The following is a 19,076-nucleotide window of genomic DNA, read 5'->3' on the forward strand; positions in this document are numbered from 1 at the left end:
GGGAGTCCTTCCGTTGGGGGGCATCGACTGGTTACCAGCCGGTAGTGACGACAGCCTAGGCGCGAACGCAGCCAGGCTGGCACATGACAGTAGTCACAGCCGGTCAGGTGCCCCGCAGGGCCTGGCGCAGGCGGGACAGCCGCGACGGCACGACAGCGGGGTCCTCGGGCTCGCCGGGACGGCCGGCGCGGGCGGTACGCCGCTTCAGGTCGCCCATCAGGGTCGCGACCAGGTCGAGGGCCACGTCGGCGACCTCGGCGTCGGTCACCGAGTCGGGGTGCCGGCGCGGCGCGAGGTCCGCCGGCACCCGCAGCAGGTCCAGGTCACCCACCACGTCGTACGGCGCGCTACGCAGCCGCTCCACGGCCCGCTCCCCCCGGCGGCGGGCATCGGCCACCTGGTCGTCGGCAGGCCAGAAGGGCTCCCCGCGGCGCGGCACCAGCCGCTCGTCGGCGAGGAAGGAGCGGAGCCACACGCCCCGGGCGCGGGCGGTGTTAAAGCCGATCAGGCGCTCGTTGACCCGACGCAGGGTCTCGGCCTCCACGACCCCCATCGAGGAGTTCGCGAAGCCCTGGGCGACGTCGCAGGTGGCGGGGTCGATGCCGAGCACGCCGGCGAACCGCTCCCAGAGCACCTCGCGCGGCGAGCCGGGCGGCGGCGGGGTGATGACGTGCAGCAGCTCGGGGGCCACCGTGGGCGCCCAGCGCTCCAGCACCAGTCCCAGGTCGAGGGCGCGCCAGTCCCAGACGGCCCGGGGGTCGTCGGACTCCCCCCGCCCGTAGTCGGCCAGCGGCGTGGTGGCCTTGTTCTTCAGCGACTCCTGCCAGCTCGAGGTGAAGAGCCCGAGCGGCTCGCGAGCGGTGATGACCACGTGCACCTCGGCGGGAGCGAGCTGGGCGACCATCCGCTCCGCCTGCTCCGCGGAGGCCGCGCAGAAGAACTCGTGGCTGACCAGCGCGTCACCCGACCAGTCGGCCACGTCGGACCGCACCCGCTCCCACGCCTGCGGGGCGTCGTGGCCGCGGCGGGCGATCCCGGGATCGTCGCGGACGATCATCGAGCTCAGCAGGTGGTCGCTCTTGCGTGCCCCGGGGAGCAGCAGCCCGGCCTCCCGCAGACGCTCGCGCCCCGGCCAGGCGATGGCCTGGAGGTAGGAGGTGCCCGTCTTGGGCAAGCCGATGTGCACGAAGACGCGGCGGCTCACCGGTGGGTCCTCACGACCCCAGCTCGTCGACGTACCGCTGGACCGTGGCCGGGTCGGCGCCGGGCAGCAGCTCGGTGACGACGTCGAGGAGCTCGGCGAAGCGCTGGTGCAGCACCGCGCCCTCCTCCACCCGCGCGCTCAGCGCCGCGACCTGGGCCTCCAGGTCCTGCACCCGTGCCTCGAGGTCCCGCTTGGACCCACCCTCGGACAACTTGTTGGGCAACTTCATCGCCACTCCACCTCCAGGCGGCAGGACCGCCACCGCTTCCCGTCGGACAACTCTTCGCCGTAGCCGTAGTCGATCGCCTGGCCCACCAGGTCGACCCGGTCGGTGACCACCCCACCACGTCGCTCCACGTCCGCGACGACGGCGGCCGCGTCGAGCGGCCGCACCAGCGACGGCCGGCCCTCGGGGTCGATGATCGGGCTGGTCAGGAACTCCAGGTGCAGGCGCTCGCCGGGCCGCAGCACCATCGAGACGAGCCGCCAGAAGTTGTCCACGCCGTACGGCGACGTCGAGTCGATGAGGTGCCGGGCCAGGACGGTGCGCGGCCCGGGTCGGGCCGCGAGCAACGCACCCCAGGACAGCACGTGGCGCAGCTCGAGGAGGTTCATGGTGCGCAGCTCTGCAGGCCAGCCCTGTCCGGCCGCCTTGGCGGCGATGAACTGCATGGCGACGCCGGAGTAGTCGAGACCCATCGTGGGTCGCCCCTGCTTGGCCAGCCAGCGGACGTCGCGGCCCCGCCCGCACCCGACGTCGAGCACCCACGTGCCGGGCTCCTCGCGCGCGTGGAGGTGGCGGGATATGTCGTGGGGCGGCTGGTACGGCGGCAGCAGGCGGGCCAGCCCGTAGCGGTGGTCCCAGGCGGCGCGGTGCAGCCGCGTGCCGCGGAACCACTCGTCGAAGCGGCGCTGGACGTCGGGGTCCTTCTCGTAGCGGAAGGCCGGGTCGGGCACCCGCCATCCGGGCCCGTAGGTCTCGGCCAGCAGCCGCTCGGGGTCCGCCGGCGCCGGGAGCTCCCGGCCGTCGAGGGTGACCGTGCCCAGCGGGAAGATCCACTCGCGCTCGTAGGGCGCCCAGATCTCACCGAGCAGCGCCAGGTGCCCCTCGGTGAGGAAGCCACCGAAGACGTCGAGCCCGCGCACCGAGCCGTCGGCGTCCGGGACGTCGATCTTGAACGCTCCCCCGCTGTGCCGGCTGGTGGCGTAGCCCTGCCGCTCGACGGCGCGCTGGACCCGGTGGGACTCGCGGATCACGTCGATCGGGTGGGTGTGCCGGCTGACGTAGCCGACGTCGGCGTCGTTGTCGTGGCCCAGGAAGGTGCCCTCGCGCACGGCGCCGAGCAGGGTGCCGTACGCCGGGAAGGCCTCCAGGCCCTGCTCGTGGAGCAGGTCCAGCACCGTCTCCAGCGCGTCGAGCAACGGGGTGAGCTCGCCGGCCCCCTTCGTCTCGAAGGTCTTCACCAGGCGGCCGTACATGTCGATCCCGAGCGGCGCCCCGTCGCGGCCCACCACCGTCAGCCGACGGTCCTCGGTGCCGAGGCGGACCTCCTCGTCGAGGATGACGGTGCCGTCACCCAGCGTGATGCCCACCCGGGTGGTTCCCTCGAGGTGCAGGGTGAGGCGCTCGGGCCACGCGACGGTCCGGGTCGGGCCGTCGCCGGGGCCGTCATCCACGCTGTCGCGCACCGACCAGAACGACCAGATGCGGCGGCCGTCGAAGGAGAGGTTGCAGAGCACGTCCTTTGTGGCGGCGAAGCGCAGCCCGTCGTCGTCGACGCGGACGTCGCGCATCGGCGGCGGGGTCGTGGGCTCAGTCATGGCCGGCGATCACACCCGGCCGAGGAACCGGTCCGGGATGCGGGCGAAGGGCCGGTTGCGCATGGCCTGCACCTGCCCACCGCCCACGGCACGCCAGACGTCGGGGGCGCTCTTCTCGACGATGGTCGACAGCTTCTTCAGCGGCGGGCCGAAGGGCTTGATCTCGTCGTGGTCGATGTCGGCGGTGATCTGGTCGAGGAGGTCGACCATGTCGCCGCCGCTGCGCTCCCAGCTGGTGCGGGCGGCGCGACCCTCGCTGGTGAACATGGCGTGCCGGTGGTCGGCGACGGCCTGGAGGTGGTCGCGGTCCGCGAACTTCATGTGGAACATGTAGAGCTCGGGGTCGACCTCGAAGGGGCACTTGATGCCGTGCGAGGCCAACGCCCAGGGTGCCGGCTCCCACTTGAGGGACGGCTTGCACATGAGCGGCAGGAACTTGGCCAGGCGGCGCTGCCCCAGGATCGGCTCCCCGTCGACCAGCGCGGGCTCCTGGACGACGTCGTGGACGACGTTGAGGCCCATGACCCCGACCGCCGGACGGCCCTCGCGGGCGGCCACGAAGTGGCGCAGCGACTCGTGCACCTTCGGGTCGGCGATGATGAACTCGTCCACGTCGCAGAAGATGGTGGCGTCGTACGCCTCCAGCAGGCCGGCCGACAGGCCGCCCAGCATCCCCATGCGCGCGGGCTCGAAGGACTTCTTGGTGGTCAGCGGCGGGATCCTCAGCACCGGGCAGGGCAGGTCGTCGGTGGAGCCGTCGGAGCTGTTGTCGTCGACCACGACCAGGTTCTCGGCGCCCACCTCGCGGGCGTAGTGGTCGACCCAGCGACGCAGCATCGTGCCCTCGTCGCGGGCCATCGTGATGACGGCGACGTGCGGCAGGCCGCTCATCGGCCCGCCTTCCTGAGCCGGGCGATCCGACGGCGGTGCTTGCCCTCCCGCTCGACGCCGATCTGCACCATCCGCGACAGGCCCTCCATAGCGGCGTCCAGCTGCTGCTGGGTGGAGACCTGCGAGGGGTGCACACCCGGGACCGGCCGGGGCAGCAGCTCCTCGAGGTCGCCGACCACGCGGTGCCGTTGCGCGCGGAGCGCCGCGACCTCGGCGGCACCACGCTTCATCACCCAGCGCTCGTCGAGGCCGAGGCGGGGCTCCTGGCCCTGCCGGGCCACGAGGCCGCGCTTGGTCAGCAGGTGCTTGACCAGCAGGTCGTAGTGCTTGTCGTCGGTGAAGCCGTCGGCCTCGAGCAGCGCGTTGAGGTGCTGCAGGGTCATTGCGGTGGCCAGCCCGATCGACGGGTTGGCCCGCACGTCGAGCTCGAAGGCCTGAGGGTCGAGGTGGAGGACCTGCGCAAAGCGCTCCCACAGCAGGCTGGACGGGGCACCCTTCTGCGGCACCGTCATCAGCGTGAAGTGGTCCTCACCGACCGCGGCCGCCCACCGGGCGGCGATGTCGGCCAGGCCCTGGTGGTTCCAGAAGTTGCGGGCCACCGGCTGCGAGCGATCCTCGGAGCGTACGGCGGCGAGATAGGCGTCCCAGTCGACCGCGGAGCCGTTCTGCACCGACTCCAGCCACATGGCGGCGATGTTGCGGGCCAGGTCCCGACCGGTGAGGACGACCTGGAGGTCGCCGCGGAGGGCGTCGCGGACGAGGTCGATCTTGGCCGTGACCCGGGGGGCCAGGAACTCCATGGACACCACGGACGTGCCGGGCGTCGCGTTGATCTCGTCGACGAGGCCCATCCACGGGCCGGACGGGTCGAGTGGCTCCTGGCGGGGGCCACCGTGCGCGATCAGGTCCTGGACCGCGCCCACCTGGTCGCGCCAGCGCTCTCCGGCGAAGGAGATGCCGTGCTGGGCCAGCGCCTCCCGGTTGTTGCCCAGGACGTTCTGGATGAAGCTGGTGCCCGACTTCATCGAGCCGATGTGGAGGACGACGCGTTCAGCCACGTCCACTCCCCTTCCACGTGCCGGTGCAGCCGGCCCCGGTTGGCCGGTAGTGCGGTGGTGCCGGGGCCGACCCTACCGAGTCGGCTCCGGCACGGTGCCGCTGGTCAGGGCAGGCGGACGTCCACCAGCGCCATGTTGTGGTCGGTGACCAGGCTCAGCAGCGGCGGACGGGTGTACTCGAAGTTGGAGTACGTGGCCTCCGGCGTGCCGAAGACCCAGTCCACGCGCATCCGGTTCGGCGGGTTGGTGCACTTCCCGGTGGCGTCGTCGTACGCCCCTCCGGCGGGGCTGACGAGGTCGGTCTTGGCCAGCACCTTGCAGAGGATCTCGCGCTTCTCGTTGAAGTCGCCGACGTAGAAGACCGGCGTGCCGGTCGCGCGCAGCTCGTTGATCTTGGCGATCTGCACGTTGCTCGCCTTGTTGCGCTTGAACTGGTAGTCCCACGGCGCGTTGTGCACGTTGATCACGTAGATCTCCTTGCCCGTGACCTTGTGGCGCAGCTTGACGATCGGGCGCGGCAGCTCCTTGCTGATGAACTGGTTCATCATCGTGGTGGACTCCACGAGCTCCCACACGCTGGTGCGCCACGCGAGCGCCGCCTCGGCCGAGTCGTCGCCGGCCTCGGGTCGGGGGTAGACGTCCCAGGTGCCGCGCGTGGCCTTCAGCAGGTGCGCGGTCTGGTCGGCGTTGGCCTCCTGGAGGCCCATGATGTCGATCGCCGAGTTGTCGAGCTGGTCGGCCATCCAGGTCATCCGCGTGGTGGCGGGAGCGTAGGAGTCGTCCCCGGCGTACGGGCGTGTGTGGCCGTTGCCCAGCGCGTTGACGCTGGCGATGCGGAAGTCGGTGACCCCGGACGGGTCCGCCGGCGGGAGCGGCTCGACCTCGGTCGGCGACGGGCTGCTGGTGAGCGTGCCGTTGCCGAGCTGGGCGCGGTCGTTCTGGCCCCAGCAGTACGGCGAGCCGGCGGTCGTGAGTCCGCAGACGTGGCGCCAGCCGCCCTCGATCTCGCGCATGTCGGCCGGGCCGGGCTCGGGCGAGGTGGTGAACGGCTTCGTGCCGTCGCCGATCACGCCGTAGGCGTTGTTGCCCCAGCACTGCACGCGCGCCTTGTCGTCGATGGCGCACGAGGCGCCCTCGATGGTGGTGATGTCCACGGCCTTGAGGCCGACGACCTGGCGCGGGGTGGGAGTGGTGGTCACGGTGCCGTCGCCGACCTGGCCGAAGGTGTTGCGGCCCCAGCAGTAGACGTCGCCGCCGGTGTTGCGGGCGCACGTGTGGGTCCACGAGGTGGAGACCTCGGCCCAGCTGCTGCTGGTGCCCACGCGGGTGGGCTTGGCCTTCCCGGCGTAGCTGCCGTGCCCGAGCTGGCCGAAGAGGTTGCCGCCCCAGCAGTAGAGGGCGCCGTTCTTCTTGATCGCACAGACGAAGCGACTGCCGACCGAGACCGACGCCCAGTTCTTGCCCTTCTTGACCAGGGTGGGCTTGGTACGCACCTTGGCCTTGCCGCCGTCGCCGATCTGGCCGGCGGCGTTGTCGCCCCAGCAGTAGAGCTGCGTCTGGGCGGTGATGCCGCAGGTGTTGAACCAGCTGGCGTTGACCGCGGTCCACTTCTTGTTCTTGGCGATCGCCACCGGCCGGGTGCGCGGCTTGGTGCTGCCGTCGCCGAGCTGGCCGCGGTGGTTGACGCCCCAGCAGAAGAGCCGCTGGTTCTTCTTGATGCCGCAGGTGGAGCCGCCGCCGGCCGACACGCGGCGCCACGGGTTGCCCTGGGTGACCCGCTGCGGGGTCGGGGTCTGGGTGCCCTTCTTGCCGTCGCCGAGCTGTCCGAAGGAGTTGCGACCCCAGCACAGCAGCGAGCCGTCGCCGGGGAGCCGGCAGGTGTGCTCGCCTCCGCTGGAGATGGCCTCCACTCCGGCGCGGCGACGCGCGAGCGTCGTGGTGCCCGCCGTGCCGGCCAGGGTGGTCGCGCCGACCCCGGTGGTGGCGGTGCCCGCGCCTGCGGGGGCGGCCAGGGCGACCGGGGACAACAGGCTCAGGACCAGGGCGATGAGGGCGGCGTACGCCTTCATGGCAACCTCCGGGGTAGGCAGTGCAGCGGAGCGGACATCACGAGTAACACCAGTCACGGTAGGTCACAAACACCACAGTGACCAGACCACGCGCTTCACGTGGGGACCCCACGCCGTGATGCGGGGTCCTGTCGCAAGAGACGCCGACGGCGGCCGCGAGGTTGCCCTCACGACCGCCGAAGTGCGTCGTACGACGCGTGGCCGCGACGTCGAAGGACGTCAGCCCTCGGACGGCTGCATGTTGCCCATGCCCATCTCCGCGCGGATCTGCGCGTAGGGGTCGAAGCCGGGAGCCTGGCGCAGGATGATTTCCTTGATGAGGTCCTGGCCCTGCGGCGGCGGGTTCTTGAACAGGTAGTTGATGAACTTCGAGTAGGCCTTCTCGAGCTTGAGGCTGTTGATGATGAAGCCCTGCTCGTCCGAGAGCGTGGCCATGCCGGAGAAGTTGGCGCTGCCCTGGTAGACGACGTGCGCCTGGCGGTTGTGGCCGTAGTGACCGGAGATCGTCAGCGCCTTCATGTGGACGTAGCGGTCCACGAAGCCGTCGCCGTTGGTGTCCTCGAGGATCGTCCTCCTCGGGATGTCCTCGAGGAGCGAGCGCGAGTTGTTGTTCAGGACCCCGTAGACGAGCTTGATGTTGCAGCCGGCCTTCTTGAGGTTCTTGAGCTTGCCGGCGATCGCGGAGCCGGGACGACCGTTGAAGACGGCCTGCGAGACGCGGATGACGGTCTTGCCGTTCTTGCCGGCGTCACCGCGCGCGCCCGAGCACTTCACCTGGTCGAGCAGCCGGATGACGTTGTGGTTGCGCAGCTTGCCCATCTGCGGGAAGAACCAGCCGTCGTAGTTCTTGTCGTCGAAGGTGCGGAAGGCGGGCTTGACCTGGCGGTCGCGCGACATCTCCTTGAAGACGGTCGTGTACGCGTCGTACGTGGCCTGACGACCCTGCACGGTGAGCATGTCGTTCCACTGGTTGTACGCCGCCGCGTCGGTGAGGTTGGCCGACGTCGACATCACGACGAGGTTGCGCCCGCCGGTGCGGCTGAACACGAACCACTTGCCGTGCTGGATGCCCTCCTTGCCGCGGCAGGAGTTGTGGCACGTGCGGGCCCAGCTCTTGAGGTAGCCGGGTCGCTTCTTGTTGCCCTGCTGCAGTGCCCGCTGGACCTGCCAGAAGTAGCCGTTGGAGCGGCTCTGGCTCTCGGCGAGGCCGTTGGCCATGATCAGCCGGACGCTCACGCCGCGCTTGTGCGCAGCGATGATGTCGTTGACGAAGAGCTGGTTGCTGAAGTTCCAGGTGACCAGCTTCATCGACTCGCCCTTGGGCGTGTTGGCGATGGCGCTGCGGATGTAGCGGTTGATCTTGTGCGACTGCTGGGGGTCACGCGGCTCGTTGAAGCGCACGCCGTTGCGCGGGTGCCACGTCTTCGTGGCGTCCTGCGTCGGGTCCTCGGTGGGCGTGGTCGTCGGCGCCGGCGTGGGGGTGGCCGTGGTCGTGGTCGGCACCGGGGTGGGCGTCGGCGTGGGCGTCGGCGTGGGAGTCGGGGTCGGCGTCGCGGTGGGCGCGGCGGCGACGACGGGCTCCCCGGCGTTGGCCTGGGTCGCGAGGAAGGTCAGCGGCGCGAGGAGCGCGAGCGCGGCGACCGCCGCCGTGACGGAGCGAGTGGACTTCATGGTGATGGGATTCCCCTGAGTGTCGAGACCGTGTGTGTCGTGACCGTGAGGTGCCACGGTCGGCGGCCCGGAGGCCGCCCTACGGATGGTGTGATCAGGCCTGGCAGGCCGCCAGCGCGGACTGGAACTGCTCGCTGGTGGCGATGTCGCCGACGTCGTTGACCCGGTTGCCGCGCAGCGCGTAGAAGCGGTCGGCGTGGATGATCATCGGGCTGCCGAAGCCGCACATCTTCTTCTGCGGCTTGACGGGGGTGCCGTCCTGCGAGCAGGCGGTGTAGTCCTTCGGCAGGTCCAGCCCGTCGACCCAGACGTCCTCGCACACCGGGAGCCCGTTGGACGGGTCGATCGCCGGCTCGGCCGGCGCTCCCGACTCGGTGGGGGTCTCGGAGGGCGACTCGGTGGTGGTGGACTCGGAGCTGGTGGGCTCCGAGGCCTGCTCGTCGCCCGACTCGTTGCCGCAGGCGGCGAGCGCCGACGTACCGAGGACCAGGGCGCAGAGCAGCGCGCCCGAACGGGCAGAGCTCTTCCAGAAGGCGACCATGCGTTCCACTGTAGGTGACGTGCTGACCTCCACGTCATCGTCACGTTCGCGCGCGTCGGAGCGGTAGCCTTCGCTGCCGGAGCACGATCGGGACGAGGAGGAGCGATGAGCACCACGCCGAACAGGGTCTTCCTCGCCCGTCTCGTCGGGCTCCCGGTCTTCGACCCCCTGGGCGACCAGGTCGCCAAGGTGCGCGACGTCGTCGTGGCGCTCCGCTCCGACACCACCCAGCCGCGCGTGCTGGGCCTGGTCGCGGAGGTCTTCGGCCGCAAGCGCATCTTCGTGCCGATGACCCGCGTCACCAACATCGACTCCGGCCAGGTCCACACCACCGGCCTGCTCAACATGCGGCGCTTCGAGCAGCGCTCGACCGAGACGTTGGTCATGGGCCAGATGCTGGACCGGCAGGTCACCATCACCGCCACAGGCGTGACCGGCACCGTCTACGACGTGGGGATGGAGCAGGCCCGCAACCGCGACTGGGTGCTCTCGCGGGTCGCCATCCAGGAGCCGTCCAAGGGCTTCCGCCGGCGCGGGCAGACGCACACCGTCGAGTGGCGCGACGTCACCGGCCTGGCGCGGCGCCAGGACGCCCAGGGCGCCACCCACCTGATCGCGGCGCTCAACGACATGAAGCCGGCCGACGCCGCCAACATGATCCACGACCTCCCGCCCGAGCGGCGGATCGCCGTGGTCGCCGCCCTCGACGACGAGCGCCTCGCCGACGTCCTCGAGGAGCTTCCCGACGAGGACCAGGTCGAGATCCTCGAGCACCTCGACTCCGAGCGCGCGGCGGACATCCTCGAGGAGATGTCGGCCGACGACGCGGCCGACCTCATCGCCGACCTCAACCCGGAGACCGCCGCGACCCTGCTCGGCCTGATGGAGCCCGAGGAGGCCGAGGACGTGCGCCGCCTCATGTCCTACGTCGAGGACACCGCCGGCGCGATGATGACTCCCGAGCCGGTCATCCTCGGCCCGGACGCCACCATCGCCGACGCGCTCGCCCACGTGCGCAACCCGGAGCTGACGCCCGCCCTCGCCGCGCTGGTCTACGTCTGCCGCCAGCCCCTTGAGACCCCGACCGGCAAGCTCCTCGGCGCCGCGCACATCCAGCGGCTGCTCCGCGAGCCGCCGTCGACGCTGGTCGCCGCGGCGCTCGACGAGTCCCTGGACCCGCTGCGCCCCAACTTCAGCATCGACGAGGTCGCGGCCCACCTCGCGACGTACAACCTCGTCGCCGCCCCCGTCGTCGACGACGAGGGTCGGCTGCTGGGCGCCGTCACGGTGGACGACCTGCTCGACCACATGCTGCCGGACAACTGGCGTGACCACACCGTGCGGCCGGGCCCGATCAGCCGCCATGACGTCAACGCACCGCGGGGCGGTGGCCGATGAGCGACGCCCGCGCCCGCGCCCGGCTCGACACCCCACGCGACGCCCGTCGCCACCTCGTGCGGCGGCCCAGCTACGACTCGGACGCCTTCGGTGTCTTCGCCGAGCAGTTCGCCCGGTTCATGGGAACCGCGAAGTTCCTGATCTACATGACGCTGTTCGTGGTCGTCTGGATCATCTGGAACGCCGTCGCGCCCACGGACCTGCGGTTCGACCCGTTCCCCTTCATCTTCCTGACCCTGATGCTCAGCCTCCAGGCGTCGTACGCCGCCCCGCTGATCCTGCTGGCGCAGAACCGCCAGGAGATGCGCGACAAGGTGGTGGCCGAGCAGGACCGCCAGGCCAACGCCCGGGCCCACGCCGACATGGAGTTCCTCGCCCGCGAGGTGGCCTCGCTGCGGATGTCGGTGGGCGAGGTCGCGACCCGCGACTTCCTGCGCTCGGAGCTGCGTGGGCTGATGAACGACATCGAGGAGCTCACCCGGCCCGAGCCGCCGGAGGACCCAGGCGGCTCGTAGACTCTTCCATCATGAGCACCCCCACGCAGCAGCAGGTCATGGACGCCCTCGCCGGCGTCAACGACCCCGAGATCAAGCGCCCCATCACCGAGCTCGGGATGGTCGACTCGGTGGAGGTCGCCGAGGACGGCGCGGTTGCCGTCCACGTGCTGCTGACGGTGTCCGGGTGCCCCCTCAAGGACACGATCAACCGCGACGTCACCGCCGCCGTGACCGCGGTCGCCGGGGTCTCCTCGGTCGACCTCACGCTCGGGGTGATGACGCCCGAGCAGCGCGCCGGGCTCAAGGAGATCCTCAGCGGGGGCCAGGCGCAGCGTGAGATCCCCTTCGCCCAGCCCGGCTCGCTGACCAAGGTCTACGCGATCGCCAGTGGCAAGGGCGGCGTCGGCAAGTCCTCGGTCACCGTCAACCTCGCGCTGGCCCTGGCCGCGCAGGGGCTCAAGGTGGGCGTGGTCGACGCCGACATCTACGGCCACTCGGTGCCGGCCATGCTCGGCATCGCGGACGCCCGCCCGACCCAGGTCGACGACCTGATCATGCCCGTCCCGACCCCCTCGGGCGTCTCGGTGATCTCCATCGGGATGCTCAAGCCGCGCCGCGACCAGGTCGTCGCCTGGCGTGGTCCGATGCTCGACCGGGCGCTGGTGCAGATGCTGGCCGACGTCTACTGGGGCGACCTCGACGCCCTGCTCCTCGACCTGCCGCCCGGCACCGGCGACATCGCCATCTCGCTGGGCCAGCACCTGCCGAGCGCCGAGGTGGTCGTGGTGACCACCCCGCAGGAGGCCGCGGCCGAGGTGGCCGAGCGCGCCGGCACGATGGCCTCGATGATGCACCAGCGCGTCATCGGCGTCGTGGAGAACATGAGCTTCCTGACCCTGCCCGACGGCTCCACCATGGAGGTCTTCGGCAGCGGCGGCGGCGACCGGGTCGCCCAGACGCTGTCGCAGCGCTTCGGCTACGACGTCCCCGTCCTGGGTCGTATCCCGCTCGACCCGTCGCTGCGCGAGGGTGGCGACGCCGGCAAGCCGATCGTCGAGTCCGACCCCACCGCGCCGGCCRCCCTCGAGCTGTTGGCGGTGGCCGACAAGCTCGCCGGACGCGGCCGCGGACTGGCCGGTATGCAGCTCGGGCTCACTCCGACCGCTAAGTTCTGACCCATGTTCGACGTCGGGCTGCTGGAGCTGGCCGTCATCGCCCTGGTGGCCGTGCTGGTGTTCGGGCCCGAGCGACTCCCGGTGATGGCCAAGCAGGCCGGCATCATGCTGCGCAAGGCCCGGGCGATGGCCAACTCGGCCCGTGACGAGCTGCGCAACGAGCTCGGCCCGGAGTACTCCGACCTCGAGCTGCGCGACCTGGACCCGCGCAACATCGTGCGCAAGCACATCATCGAGGCGATGGAGGACGAGGACGAGCGTCCGGCGCCCCAGCCCCAGCTCGCCGAGGGCCAGCTGCCGCCGTACGACGTCGACGCGACCTGACGCCTCCCCCGAGGTCCCGGCCTGCCGGGCGTCGGGCGTTGGCCTCGCGTCAGCGCGACTGGACGGCGGCGATGCCGTCGAAGGCGAGCAGCAGCCGGGCGCCCGCCGGGGACTCGACCTCGACGAAGTCCTGACCCACCCGGCGTACGACGGCCTCGTGCTGCGCGCCGTCGGCGAGGTGCACCAGGCACCGGGCGCGGGACTCGGCGAGCCGGCGCAGCGCCGACCCCACCCCCAACCGCTGTAGCGGTGACCAGGCCACCTCGGGCACCGACCGCTCCGAGGCACCGTGGACGACGTGGATCCGTGCCGTGCGGACGATCCAGTCCTGCTGGTGCCCGCTGACCAGGCACCATCCCTCGCCCGTACGCCGCAGCTCGCCGTCGACCCGGCCCACGCCGGCCACCTCCAGGCCCACCGTCGACCCCACGGACGCCACCAGCCTGCTCACCAGCGCGACCTGGTGGTACTCCGCGCGGCTGCGGTCGAGGAGCTCGGCCCCGCGCTCGACGTCGTACAGCGCCGAGGCCTGTCCCTCGAGGTCGTCGAAGAGCTCGAAGAGCTGTTCATCCCACCGCATGGCCCGACCCTAGCCTGTGCACAACCCGTTGACACCTTACGTATAGATGCTTTGAATGAAGCAAACGCACGCAAACGAAAGGATTGGGGATGTCTCGGGGGAACGCGACGACCGTGCGGTGCCTGGCCGTCTGGGTAGCCGTCACCACGGCGGCAGCGGCCACCTGCTGGCTGGCAGGCGGTGCCGCCGCCGCCCTGCCGCGGCCGGAGACCTGGCAGCACAGCTTCGAGGACCTGCTGGTCGCCGTGTGCGCCGCGGCCCTGCTCGTCTGCGCGGCCCGCCTCTGGTGGGTGACCACCGCGACCACGGTCGCCCTCGTGCGCGGCCGGGTCCCCCGGGGCGGGCACGGCCTGACCCGGCGGCTGGTCCTGGCCGCCTGCGGCGCTGCGGTGGTCGCCGGGGTCTCGGCCCCGGCGATGGCCGGGCAGGGCGGCGACCTCGAGCGGCTCGCCGGTCTCCCCCTCCCCGACCGGGCCACCGCAGGTGTGGTCGCCCACGTCGAGCCCGGCCCGACGACCCGCCCCGTGTCCGGGCCGTCCCGGGTCACCGGGGAGGAGGTCGTGGTGCGCGCCGGCGACTCGCTGTGGTCACTGGCCGCGGCCCGCCTCCCCGCCACGTCGGGTCCGGACGAGATCGAGAAGGCCTGGCGCGCCGTCTACGCCGCCAACCGCGCGGAGATCGGCGCCGACCGCAGCCTGATCCGCCCCGGTCAGAGGCTGCACCTGCCCGCCCCCATCGGCGACAGGGACGAGCGATGAGCCGCCGACCTGCCGACCCGCCGTCCACCCCGAGGAGAGGAACCCAGATGACCACCATCCGGCAGACCCGGACCCAGACCGACGGCCAGGTCATCCCGATCCGCCCGCCGGTGCCGGTGGCCAGCGTCCAGGGGGCGCTCGCCCTCGACCTGACGCCCCGGCTCGACCCTCCCGAGCCCGACTCCACCCTGGACCTGCCGCACTTCGACCTGGTGGCGGTGGACGGGGAGCGGCGCCACCGGCTGGACGCGTTCGTCCACCGCTACCTCAGCGCCGCCGTCGAGATCGCCATGGGTGACCGGCCGCTGAGCCAGCTGCTGCGCCACACCGAGCACCGGCTGTACCAGGAGCTGGGCCGTCGGGCCGCGACCGTGTCCCTGGCCGCCGGCACCACCCCGACCACGGGCCGCGGCCGGGGGGCGATCCGGCCGACCGTGGCCTCGGTCCGCACCAGCCTGGTGGCCGCCGACGCCCTCGAGGTCTCGGCCCGGGTGCGCCACGGCCAGCGCTCCCGCGCCCTCGCCGCGCGGTTCGAGGCCCGCGACGGCCGCTGGCAGTGCGTCGCCCTGGTGTTCGGCTGAGGCTCGCACCTGCCCCCGGGGCGTCCCTGCCCGCGGGGCGGTGAGCCAGCCACCTTCCGCGACTGCTGCCGCCGCCTACCCGGTGGGTGAGCCACATTCCGCGACGACAGAACGTGGCGGCCGCACCGCCACCGGGCGCGTCGCGGCGTACACGCGGAGCGAGAGGTCACCCAGCCACCGCGCTGGACCGGGAAATGTGGCCCACTCACCGCCCGCCGGGTCCGGGGAGCGTGGGGGTGGGGGCGGGGCCGGGCGGTGCCGCGCAGCGGGTGCCACGCAGAGACGGCAACGGCCGGACCCGCGGTGTGCGGGTCCGGCCGTGATGCGCTGGACGGGGTCAGCCGCCGATGGTGGCGCGGCCCGAGGCCCCGCCGGGCGCGCCGTGGCAGCGCTTGAACTTCTTGCCCGAGCCACAGGGACACATGTCGTTGCGCCCGACCCCGGCGAACTCGTCCGAGACGGCCTCCGCCGTGACCTCGACCTCGCCGTCCTCGCTGGGCGCGGAGTAGGCCAGGTTGGTCGGCCGCTCCTTGCGCTCGAGGCCCTTGGCCCGGAACTGCGGCGCGTGGCCCTGGGCCTCGCCCATGTCGATCGCCGGGGCGACGCCGACCGGCGCCACCTCGTGGTCGTGATCGTGATCGTGGTCGTGCGCATGGTCGTGGTCGTGCGCATGGTCGTGGTCGTGCTCGACACCGTCGTCCTCGGTGATCTCGACCTGGAGGTTGAAGAGGAAGCCGACCGACTCCTCCTTGATGCCGTCCATCATCGCGGTGAACATGTCGAAGCCCTCGCGCTGGTACTCCACGAGCGGGTCGCGCTGCGAGTAGGCCCGCAGGTAGATGCCCTCGCGCAGGTAGTCCATCTCGTAGAGGTGCTCGCGCCACTTGCGGTCCAGCACGGAGAGGATCACGCGCCGCTCGAGCTCGCGCATGACCTCCTCGCCCATCTCGGCCTCGCGCTGGTCGTAGGCGTTCTGGATGTCCTTCTGGATGTCCGCGATGAGCGTCTCGCGGCTCAGTCCGGCGCGACCGCCGGCGGCTGCGTCGACGCCTTCCTCGGTGAGGGTGCACGGGTAGAGCTGCTTGAGCGCGGTGAACAGCTTGTCGAGGTCCCAGTCCTCGGCGTAGCCCTCGGTCGACCCGGCGACGTAGCCGATGACGACGTCGTCGATGAAGGTGCGGATCTGCTGCTCGAGGTCGGCGCCCTCGAGGACCCGACGGCGCTCGCCGTAGATGACCTCGCGCTGGCGGCTCATCACGTCGTCGTACTTGAGGACGTTCTTGCGGGACTCGAAGTTCTGCGACTCGACCTGCCCCTGCGCGCTGGCGATGGCGCCTGTGACGCGCTTGTTCTCGATCGGGACGTCGTCGGGCACCTTGAGCACCTGGAGGACGCGGTCGACCCAGTCGGACTTGAAGAGCCGCATCAGCTCGTCCTCGAGGGACAGGTAGAAGCGGGACTCGCCGGGGTCGCCCTGACGGCCGGAGCGACCGCGCAGCTGGTTGTCGATGCGACGGGACTCGTGGCGCTCGGTGCCCACGACGTACAGGCCGCCGAGCTCCTTGACGGCGTCGTGCTCCGCGGCGACCTGCGCCTTGATCCGCTCGACCATCATCGGCCAGGCGGCGTCGTACTCCTCGACGTTCTCCACCGGGTCGAGGCCCTGCTTGCGCAGCTCCTGGTCGGCGAGGAAGTCGACGGACCCACCCAGCATGATGTCGGTGCCTCGACCGGCCATGTTGGTGGCGACGGTCACCGAGCCCTTGTGACCGGCGAGCGCGACCACCTTGGCCTCGTCGGCGTGCTGCTTGGCGTTGAGGACGGTGTGCGGGACACCCTTCTTGCGGAGGAGGCCGGAGAGCAGCTCGGACTTCTCGACCGACACGGTGCCGACGAGGACGGGCTGTCCGGCCGCGTTGCGCTCGGCGATGTCGTCGACGACGGCGAGGTACTTCGCCTCCTCGGTGCGGTAGACGAGGTCGCCCTGGTCCTCGCGCGCCATCGGCTTGTTGGTGGGGATGGGCACCACGCCGAGCTTGTAGATCTTGTCGAACTCGGAGGCCTCGGTCATGGCCGTACCGGTCATGCCGGACAGCTTGTCGTAGAGGCGGAAGTAGTTCTGCAGGGTGACGGTGGCGAGGGTCTGGTACTCCTCGCGGACGGTCACGCCCTCCTTGGCCTCGATGGCCTGGTGGAGGCCGTCGTTGTAGCGACGCCCGGCCAGCATGCGACCGGTGTGCTCGTCGACGATGAGGACCTCGCCGTCGATGACGACGTACTCCTTGTCGTTGCGGAACAGCTCCTTGGCCTTGATGGAGTTGTTGAGGAACGAGATGAGCGGGGTGTTGACCGAGTCGTAGAGGTTGTCGATGCCCAGGTGGTCCTCGACCTTGGTGATGCCGGGCTCGAGGACGGAGATGGTGCGCTTCTTCTCGTCGACCTCGTAGTCGTGGTCGAGGCGCATCGAGCGCGCGATCGTCGCGAACTCGGCATACCACTTGACCTCGTCCTGGGTCGGGCCGCTGATGATGAGCGGGGTCCGCGCCTCGTCGATGAGGATCGAGTCGACCTCGTCGACCACGGCGAAGTTGTGGCCGCGCTGCACGCAGTCCTCGATGGCGTCGGCCATGTTGTCGCGCAGGTAGTCGAAGCCGAGCTCGTTGTTGGTGCCGTACGTGATGTCGCAGGCGTAGGCCTCGCGACGCTCGGCGGGACGCATCGACGGCAGGATCACGCCGACGGTCARCCCCAGGAAGTGGTGGACACGGCCCATCTGCTCGGACTGGAACGTCGCGAGGTAGTCGTTGACGGTGACGACGTGCACGCCCTTGCCCTCGAGGGCGTTGAGGTACGACGGGAGCACCGCGACGAGGGTCTTGCCCTCGCCGGTCTTCATCTCGGCGATGTTGCCGAGGTGCAGCGCGGCCGCACCCATGATCTGGACGTCGAAGGGCCGCATGCCGAGCACGCGCTTGGACGCCTCGCGCACGGTCGCGAAGGCCTCCGGCATGAGGTCGTCGAGGGACTCACCCTGGGCGAGCCGCTCGCGGAACTCCACCGTCATGCCCCGCAGCTCGTCGTCGCTCATCGAGACGAAGTCGTCCTCGATGGCGTTGACGGCCTTGGCGATCGCCTCGAGCTGGCGCAGGATCTTGCCTTCGCCGATGCGGAGGAGCTTGTCGATGATGGCAGGCACGGTGATGCGACTCCGTTGAGTGAGAGTGAGTTGTGCAACGTACGGGCGGCCGGATGGCCGTCGATCATGCTACCCACGCCTCCCAGCGAGGGTGGCAACGGCGGCCAGTGGGCCCGCCAGGTCGCCCCGCTCCCCCACCACGACGTCGGTGAGGTCGAGCCAGCCGGCGAGGCGCTCCAGCTCGGCCATCAGCTCCTCCGGGGTCTCCGGCGGCGCTCCGGGCTCGGCGTACGCACCCTGGACCAGCAGGCGCCCGGTGGCCCGGTCGGCCTTGAGGTCGACCCGGGCCACGATGGCGTCCCCCAGCAGGAAGGGCAGCACGTAGTAGCCGTGGACGCGCTTGTCCGGAGGGACGTAGATCTCGATCCGGTAGGAGAAGCCGAAGAGCGTCTCGGCGCGCGATCGCTCCCACACGACCGGGTCGAACGGGGAGAGCAGGGCCCGCGCCCCGACGCGCCGGGGCAGCCGCGCCTCGCTGTGGAGGTACGCCGCGCGCGTCCAGCCCGGCACGGTGACCGGGATCAGCCCGMCGGTCTCGAGGAGCGTCTCGACGGCGGCCTTCGTGTCGACCACCGGCATCCGGTAGTAGTCGGCCAGGCAGCGCAGCGTGGCGACCCCGTGCGACCGGGCGGCACGGCGCACGAGCTCGAGGTCGGCGTCGGCCCTGCTCGGGGTGGGCGCGGCCAGGACCGCGGCCGGCAGCACCCGCTCGGGGACGTCGTAGAGGACCTCGAACTGCGCGGTGCGCCCGGCGATGGCGACGTCGCCCACCAGGAAGAGGTAGTCGAGGACCTTGCGCGCCTGCGACCAGTTCCAGCCCCAGTGCTCCTTGGTGCGCGGCCCCTCGGAGAACTCCTCCTCCAGGTCGCGGGCGGTGACCGGGCCCCGCTCGCGGACGGCCGCCAGCACGCCCGGCTCGAGGGCCGGGTCGGCGGTGAAGCCCCACTTGCCCCGCTGCTCGCGGTAGCCGTCCATCCGGTGCTGCATCACCGGCCACAGGTCGACGGGCATGAAGGCCTGGACGTGCGCCCAGTACTCGACCATCCGGCGCGGTCGCCGTTGCGACGCGCGGCGCAGCAGGTCCCGGTCGTAGGCACCCATCCGCGAGTAGAGCGGCATGTAGTGGGCGCGCTGGAGGACGTTGACCGAGTCGACCTGGAGGACACCGGTGCGCGCCAGGGTCCGCTCGAGCGTCCGCAGGGACGGCGTCGCGTGCGCCCGGTCGGTGAACCCCTGGGCGGCCAGCGCGATGCGGCGCGCCTGGAGCGTGCTGAGGCTGTCCGTCGTGCCGGTCATCGTCGGGGCGTGCCCG

General features: G+C 71.2%; 17 protein-coding genes and 1 pseudogene. 6 read left to right on the forward strand and 12 right to left on the reverse strand.

What is annotated here, in order from left to right; genetic code table 11:
* Positions 1-103: 103 nt before the first annotated feature.
* The 8 genes from AC1DQF_RS06700 to AC1DQF_RS06735 all read right to left on the reverse strand — a co-directional run bounded on the left by AC1DQF_RS06700 (position 104) and on the right by AC1DQF_RS06735 (position 9,255).
* Entirely contained in the window at positions 104-1,204 is a 1,101-nt protein-coding gene (locus AC1DQF_RS06700) for a hypothetical protein (RefSeq protein ID WP_477524434.1), read from the reverse strand.
* 10 nt (positions 1,205-1,214) lie between these two features.
* Entirely contained in the window at positions 1,215-1,433 is a 219-nt protein-coding gene (locus tag AC1DQF_RS06705) for a DUF6752 domain-containing protein (RefSeq protein WP_477524435.1), read from the reverse strand.
* A complete protein-coding gene (locus AC1DQF_RS06710) occupies positions 1,430-3,025 on the reverse strand; it encodes a class I SAM-dependent methyltransferase (protein WP_477524436.1) in 1,596 nt (531 codons plus the stop codon). Before AC1DQF_RS06710 ends, AC1DQF_RS06705 begins: the two co-directional genes overlap by 4 nt.
* Positions 3,026-3,034: 9 nt before the next feature.
* The gene (locus tag AC1DQF_RS06715; RefSeq protein ID WP_477524437.1) at positions 3,035-3,916 is read right to left on the reverse strand and encodes a glycosyltransferase family 2 protein; all 882 of its coding nucleotides are present in this window, start codon (positions 3,914-3,916) and stop codon (positions 3,035-3,037) included.
* Complete coding sequence (locus AC1DQF_RS06720; protein WP_477524438.1) at positions 3,913-4,974, reverse strand: hypothetical protein; 1,062 nt, start codon at positions 4,972-4,974, stop codon at positions 3,913-3,915. The genes AC1DQF_RS06715 and AC1DQF_RS06720 overlap by 4 nt, the downstream gene beginning before the upstream one ends.
* Before the next feature lie 104 nt (positions 4,975-5,078).
* Positions 5,079-7,043: an RCC1 domain-containing protein gene (locus AC1DQF_RS06725; protein WP_477524439.1), complete on the reverse strand. Its 1,965-nt coding sequence runs from the start codon at positions 7,041-7,043 to the stop codon at positions 5,079-5,081.
* A gap of 219 nt (positions 7,044-7,262) precedes the next feature.
* Positions 7,263-8,714, reverse strand: a complete 1,452-nt coding sequence (locus tag AC1DQF_RS06730; RefSeq protein WP_477524440.1) for a phospholipase D-like domain-containing protein — start codon at positions 8,712-8,714, stop codon at positions 7,263-7,265.
* A gap of 94 nt (positions 8,715-8,808) precedes the next feature.
* The gene (locus tag AC1DQF_RS06735; protein ID WP_477524441.1) at positions 8,809-9,255 is read right to left on the reverse strand and encodes a hypothetical protein; all 447 of its coding nucleotides are present in this window, start codon (positions 9,253-9,255) and stop codon (positions 8,809-8,811) included.
* 105 nt (positions 9,256-9,360) lie between these two features.
* Between AC1DQF_RS06735 and AC1DQF_RS06740 the strand changes: the two genes are divergently transcribed.
* Genes AC1DQF_RS06740 through AC1DQF_RS06755 form a run of 4 tightly spaced genes read left to right on the forward strand, consistent with a single transcriptional unit; the run spans position 9,361 to position 12,649 of the window.
* Complete coding sequence (locus tag AC1DQF_RS06740; RefSeq protein ID WP_477524442.1) at positions 9,361-10,653, forward strand: magnesium transporter MgtE N-terminal domain-containing protein; 1,293 nt, start codon at positions 9,361-9,363, stop codon at positions 10,651-10,653.
* Entirely contained in the window at positions 10,650-11,168 is a 519-nt protein-coding gene (locus AC1DQF_RS06745; RefSeq protein ID WP_477524443.1) for a DUF1003 domain-containing protein, read from the forward strand. Before AC1DQF_RS06740 ends, AC1DQF_RS06745 begins: the two co-directional genes overlap by 4 nt.
* 11 nt (positions 11,169-11,179) lie before the next feature.
* Complete coding sequence (locus tag AC1DQF_RS06750) at positions 11,180-12,325, forward strand: P-loop NTPase (RefSeq protein ID WP_477524444.1); 1,146 nt, start codon at positions 11,180-11,182, stop codon at positions 12,323-12,325.
* A 3-nt stretch (positions 12,326-12,328) separates the two neighbouring features.
* Positions 12,329-12,649: a sec-independent translocase gene (locus AC1DQF_RS06755; RefSeq protein ID WP_477524445.1), complete on the forward strand. Its 321-nt coding sequence runs from the start codon at positions 12,329-12,331 to the stop codon at positions 12,647-12,649.
* Between the two features lie 49 nt (positions 12,650-12,698).
* Here AC1DQF_RS06755 and AC1DQF_RS06760 read toward each other — a convergent pair whose 3' ends face one another.
* Positions 12,699-13,229, reverse strand: coding sequence for a hypothetical protein (locus AC1DQF_RS06760; RefSeq protein WP_477524446.1), 531 nt, complete (start codon positions 13,227-13,229; stop codon positions 12,699-12,701).
* Between the two features lie 89 nt (positions 13,230-13,318).
* Here AC1DQF_RS06760 and AC1DQF_RS06765 point away from each other — a divergent pair, with 89 nt between their 5' ends.
* Positions 13,319-13,987: a LysM peptidoglycan-binding domain-containing protein gene (locus tag AC1DQF_RS06765; RefSeq protein WP_477524447.1), complete on the forward strand. Its 669-nt coding sequence runs from the start codon at positions 13,319-13,321 to the stop codon at positions 13,985-13,987.
* 47 nt (positions 13,988-14,034) lie between these two features.
* Entirely contained in the window at positions 14,035-14,568 is a 534-nt protein-coding gene (locus AC1DQF_RS06770; protein ID WP_477524448.1) for an Rv3235 family protein, read from the forward strand.
* 337 nt (positions 14,569-14,905) lie between these two features.
* On the opposite strand, the gene AC1DQF_RS06775 is transcribed toward AC1DQF_RS06770, so the two are convergent.
* From AC1DQF_RS06775 to AC1DQF_RS06785, 3 genes and pseudogenes are all read right to left on the reverse strand, one after another.
* Positions 14,906-15,154 carry an SEC-C metal-binding domain-containing protein gene (locus AC1DQF_RS06775; RefSeq protein WP_477524465.1) on the reverse strand — a complete coding sequence of 83 codons (249 nt, stop codon included), beginning with the start codon at positions 15,152-15,154 and terminating at the stop codon, positions 14,906-14,908.
* Positions 15,155-15,279: 125 nt separating this feature from the next.
* Positions 15,280-17,764, reverse strand: a pseudogene (gene secA, locus AC1DQF_RS06780) (preprotein translocase subunit SecA); the annotation flags it as partial.
* A gap of 69 nt (positions 17,765-17,833) precedes the next feature.
* Positions 17,834-19,060, reverse strand: a complete 1,227-nt coding sequence (locus AC1DQF_RS06785) for a winged helix-turn-helix domain-containing protein (RefSeq protein ID WP_477524449.1) — start codon at positions 19,058-19,060, stop codon at positions 17,834-17,836.
* Between the last annotated feature and the right edge of the window lie 16 nt (positions 19,061-19,076).

Source organism: Nocardioides sp. P4_G4 (genome assembly GCF_056401085.1).

Coding starts and splice junctions, on each gene's coding strand:
- AC1DQF_RS06705 (WP_477524435.1), bottom strand. CDS start 1,433: ATGAAGTTGCCCAACAAGTTGTCCGAGGGTGGGTCCAAGCGGGACCTC.
- AC1DQF_RS06710 (WP_477524436.1), bottom strand. CDS start 3,025: ATGACTGAGCCCACGACCCCGCCGCCGATGCGCGACGTCCGCGTCGAC.
- AC1DQF_RS06715 (WP_477524437.1), bottom strand. CDS start 3,916: ATGAGCGGCCTGCCGCACGTCGCCGTCATCACGATGGCCCGCGACGAG.
- AC1DQF_RS06725 (WP_477524439.1), bottom strand. CDS start 7,043: ATGAAGGCGTACGCCGCCCTCATCGCCCTGGTCCTGAGCCTGTTGTCC.
- AC1DQF_RS06730 (WP_477524440.1), bottom strand. CDS start 8,714: ATGAAGTCCACTCGCTCCGTCACGGCGGCGGTCGCCGCGCTCGCGCTC.
- AC1DQF_RS06735 (WP_477524441.1), bottom strand. CDS start 9,255: ATGGTCGCCTTCTGGAAGAGCTCTGCCCGTTCGGGCGCGCTGCTCTGC.
- AC1DQF_RS06740 (WP_477524442.1), top strand. CDS start 9,361: ATGAGCACCACGCCGAACAGGGTCTTCCTCGCCCGTCTCGTCGGGCTC.
- AC1DQF_RS06745 (WP_477524443.1), top strand. CDS start 10,650: ATGAGCGACGCCCGCGCCCGCGCCCGGCTCGACACCCCACGCGACGCC.
- AC1DQF_RS06755 (WP_477524445.1), top strand. CDS start 12,329: ATGTTCGACGTCGGGCTGCTGGAGCTGGCCGTCATCGCCCTGGTGGCC.
- AC1DQF_RS06760 (WP_477524446.1), bottom strand. CDS start 13,229: ATGCGGTGGGATGAACAGCTCTTCGAGCTCTTCGACGACCTCGAGGGA.
- AC1DQF_RS06765 (WP_477524447.1), top strand. CDS start 13,319: ATGTCTCGGGGGAACGCGACGACCGTGCGGTGCCTGGCCGTCTGGGTA.
- AC1DQF_RS06770 (WP_477524448.1), top strand. CDS start 14,035: ATGACCACCATCCGGCAGACCCGGACCCAGACCGACGGCCAGGTCATC.
- AC1DQF_RS06775 (WP_477524465.1), bottom strand. CDS start 15,154: ATGGGCGAGGCCCAGGGCCACGCGCCGCAGTTCCGGGCCAAGGGCCTC.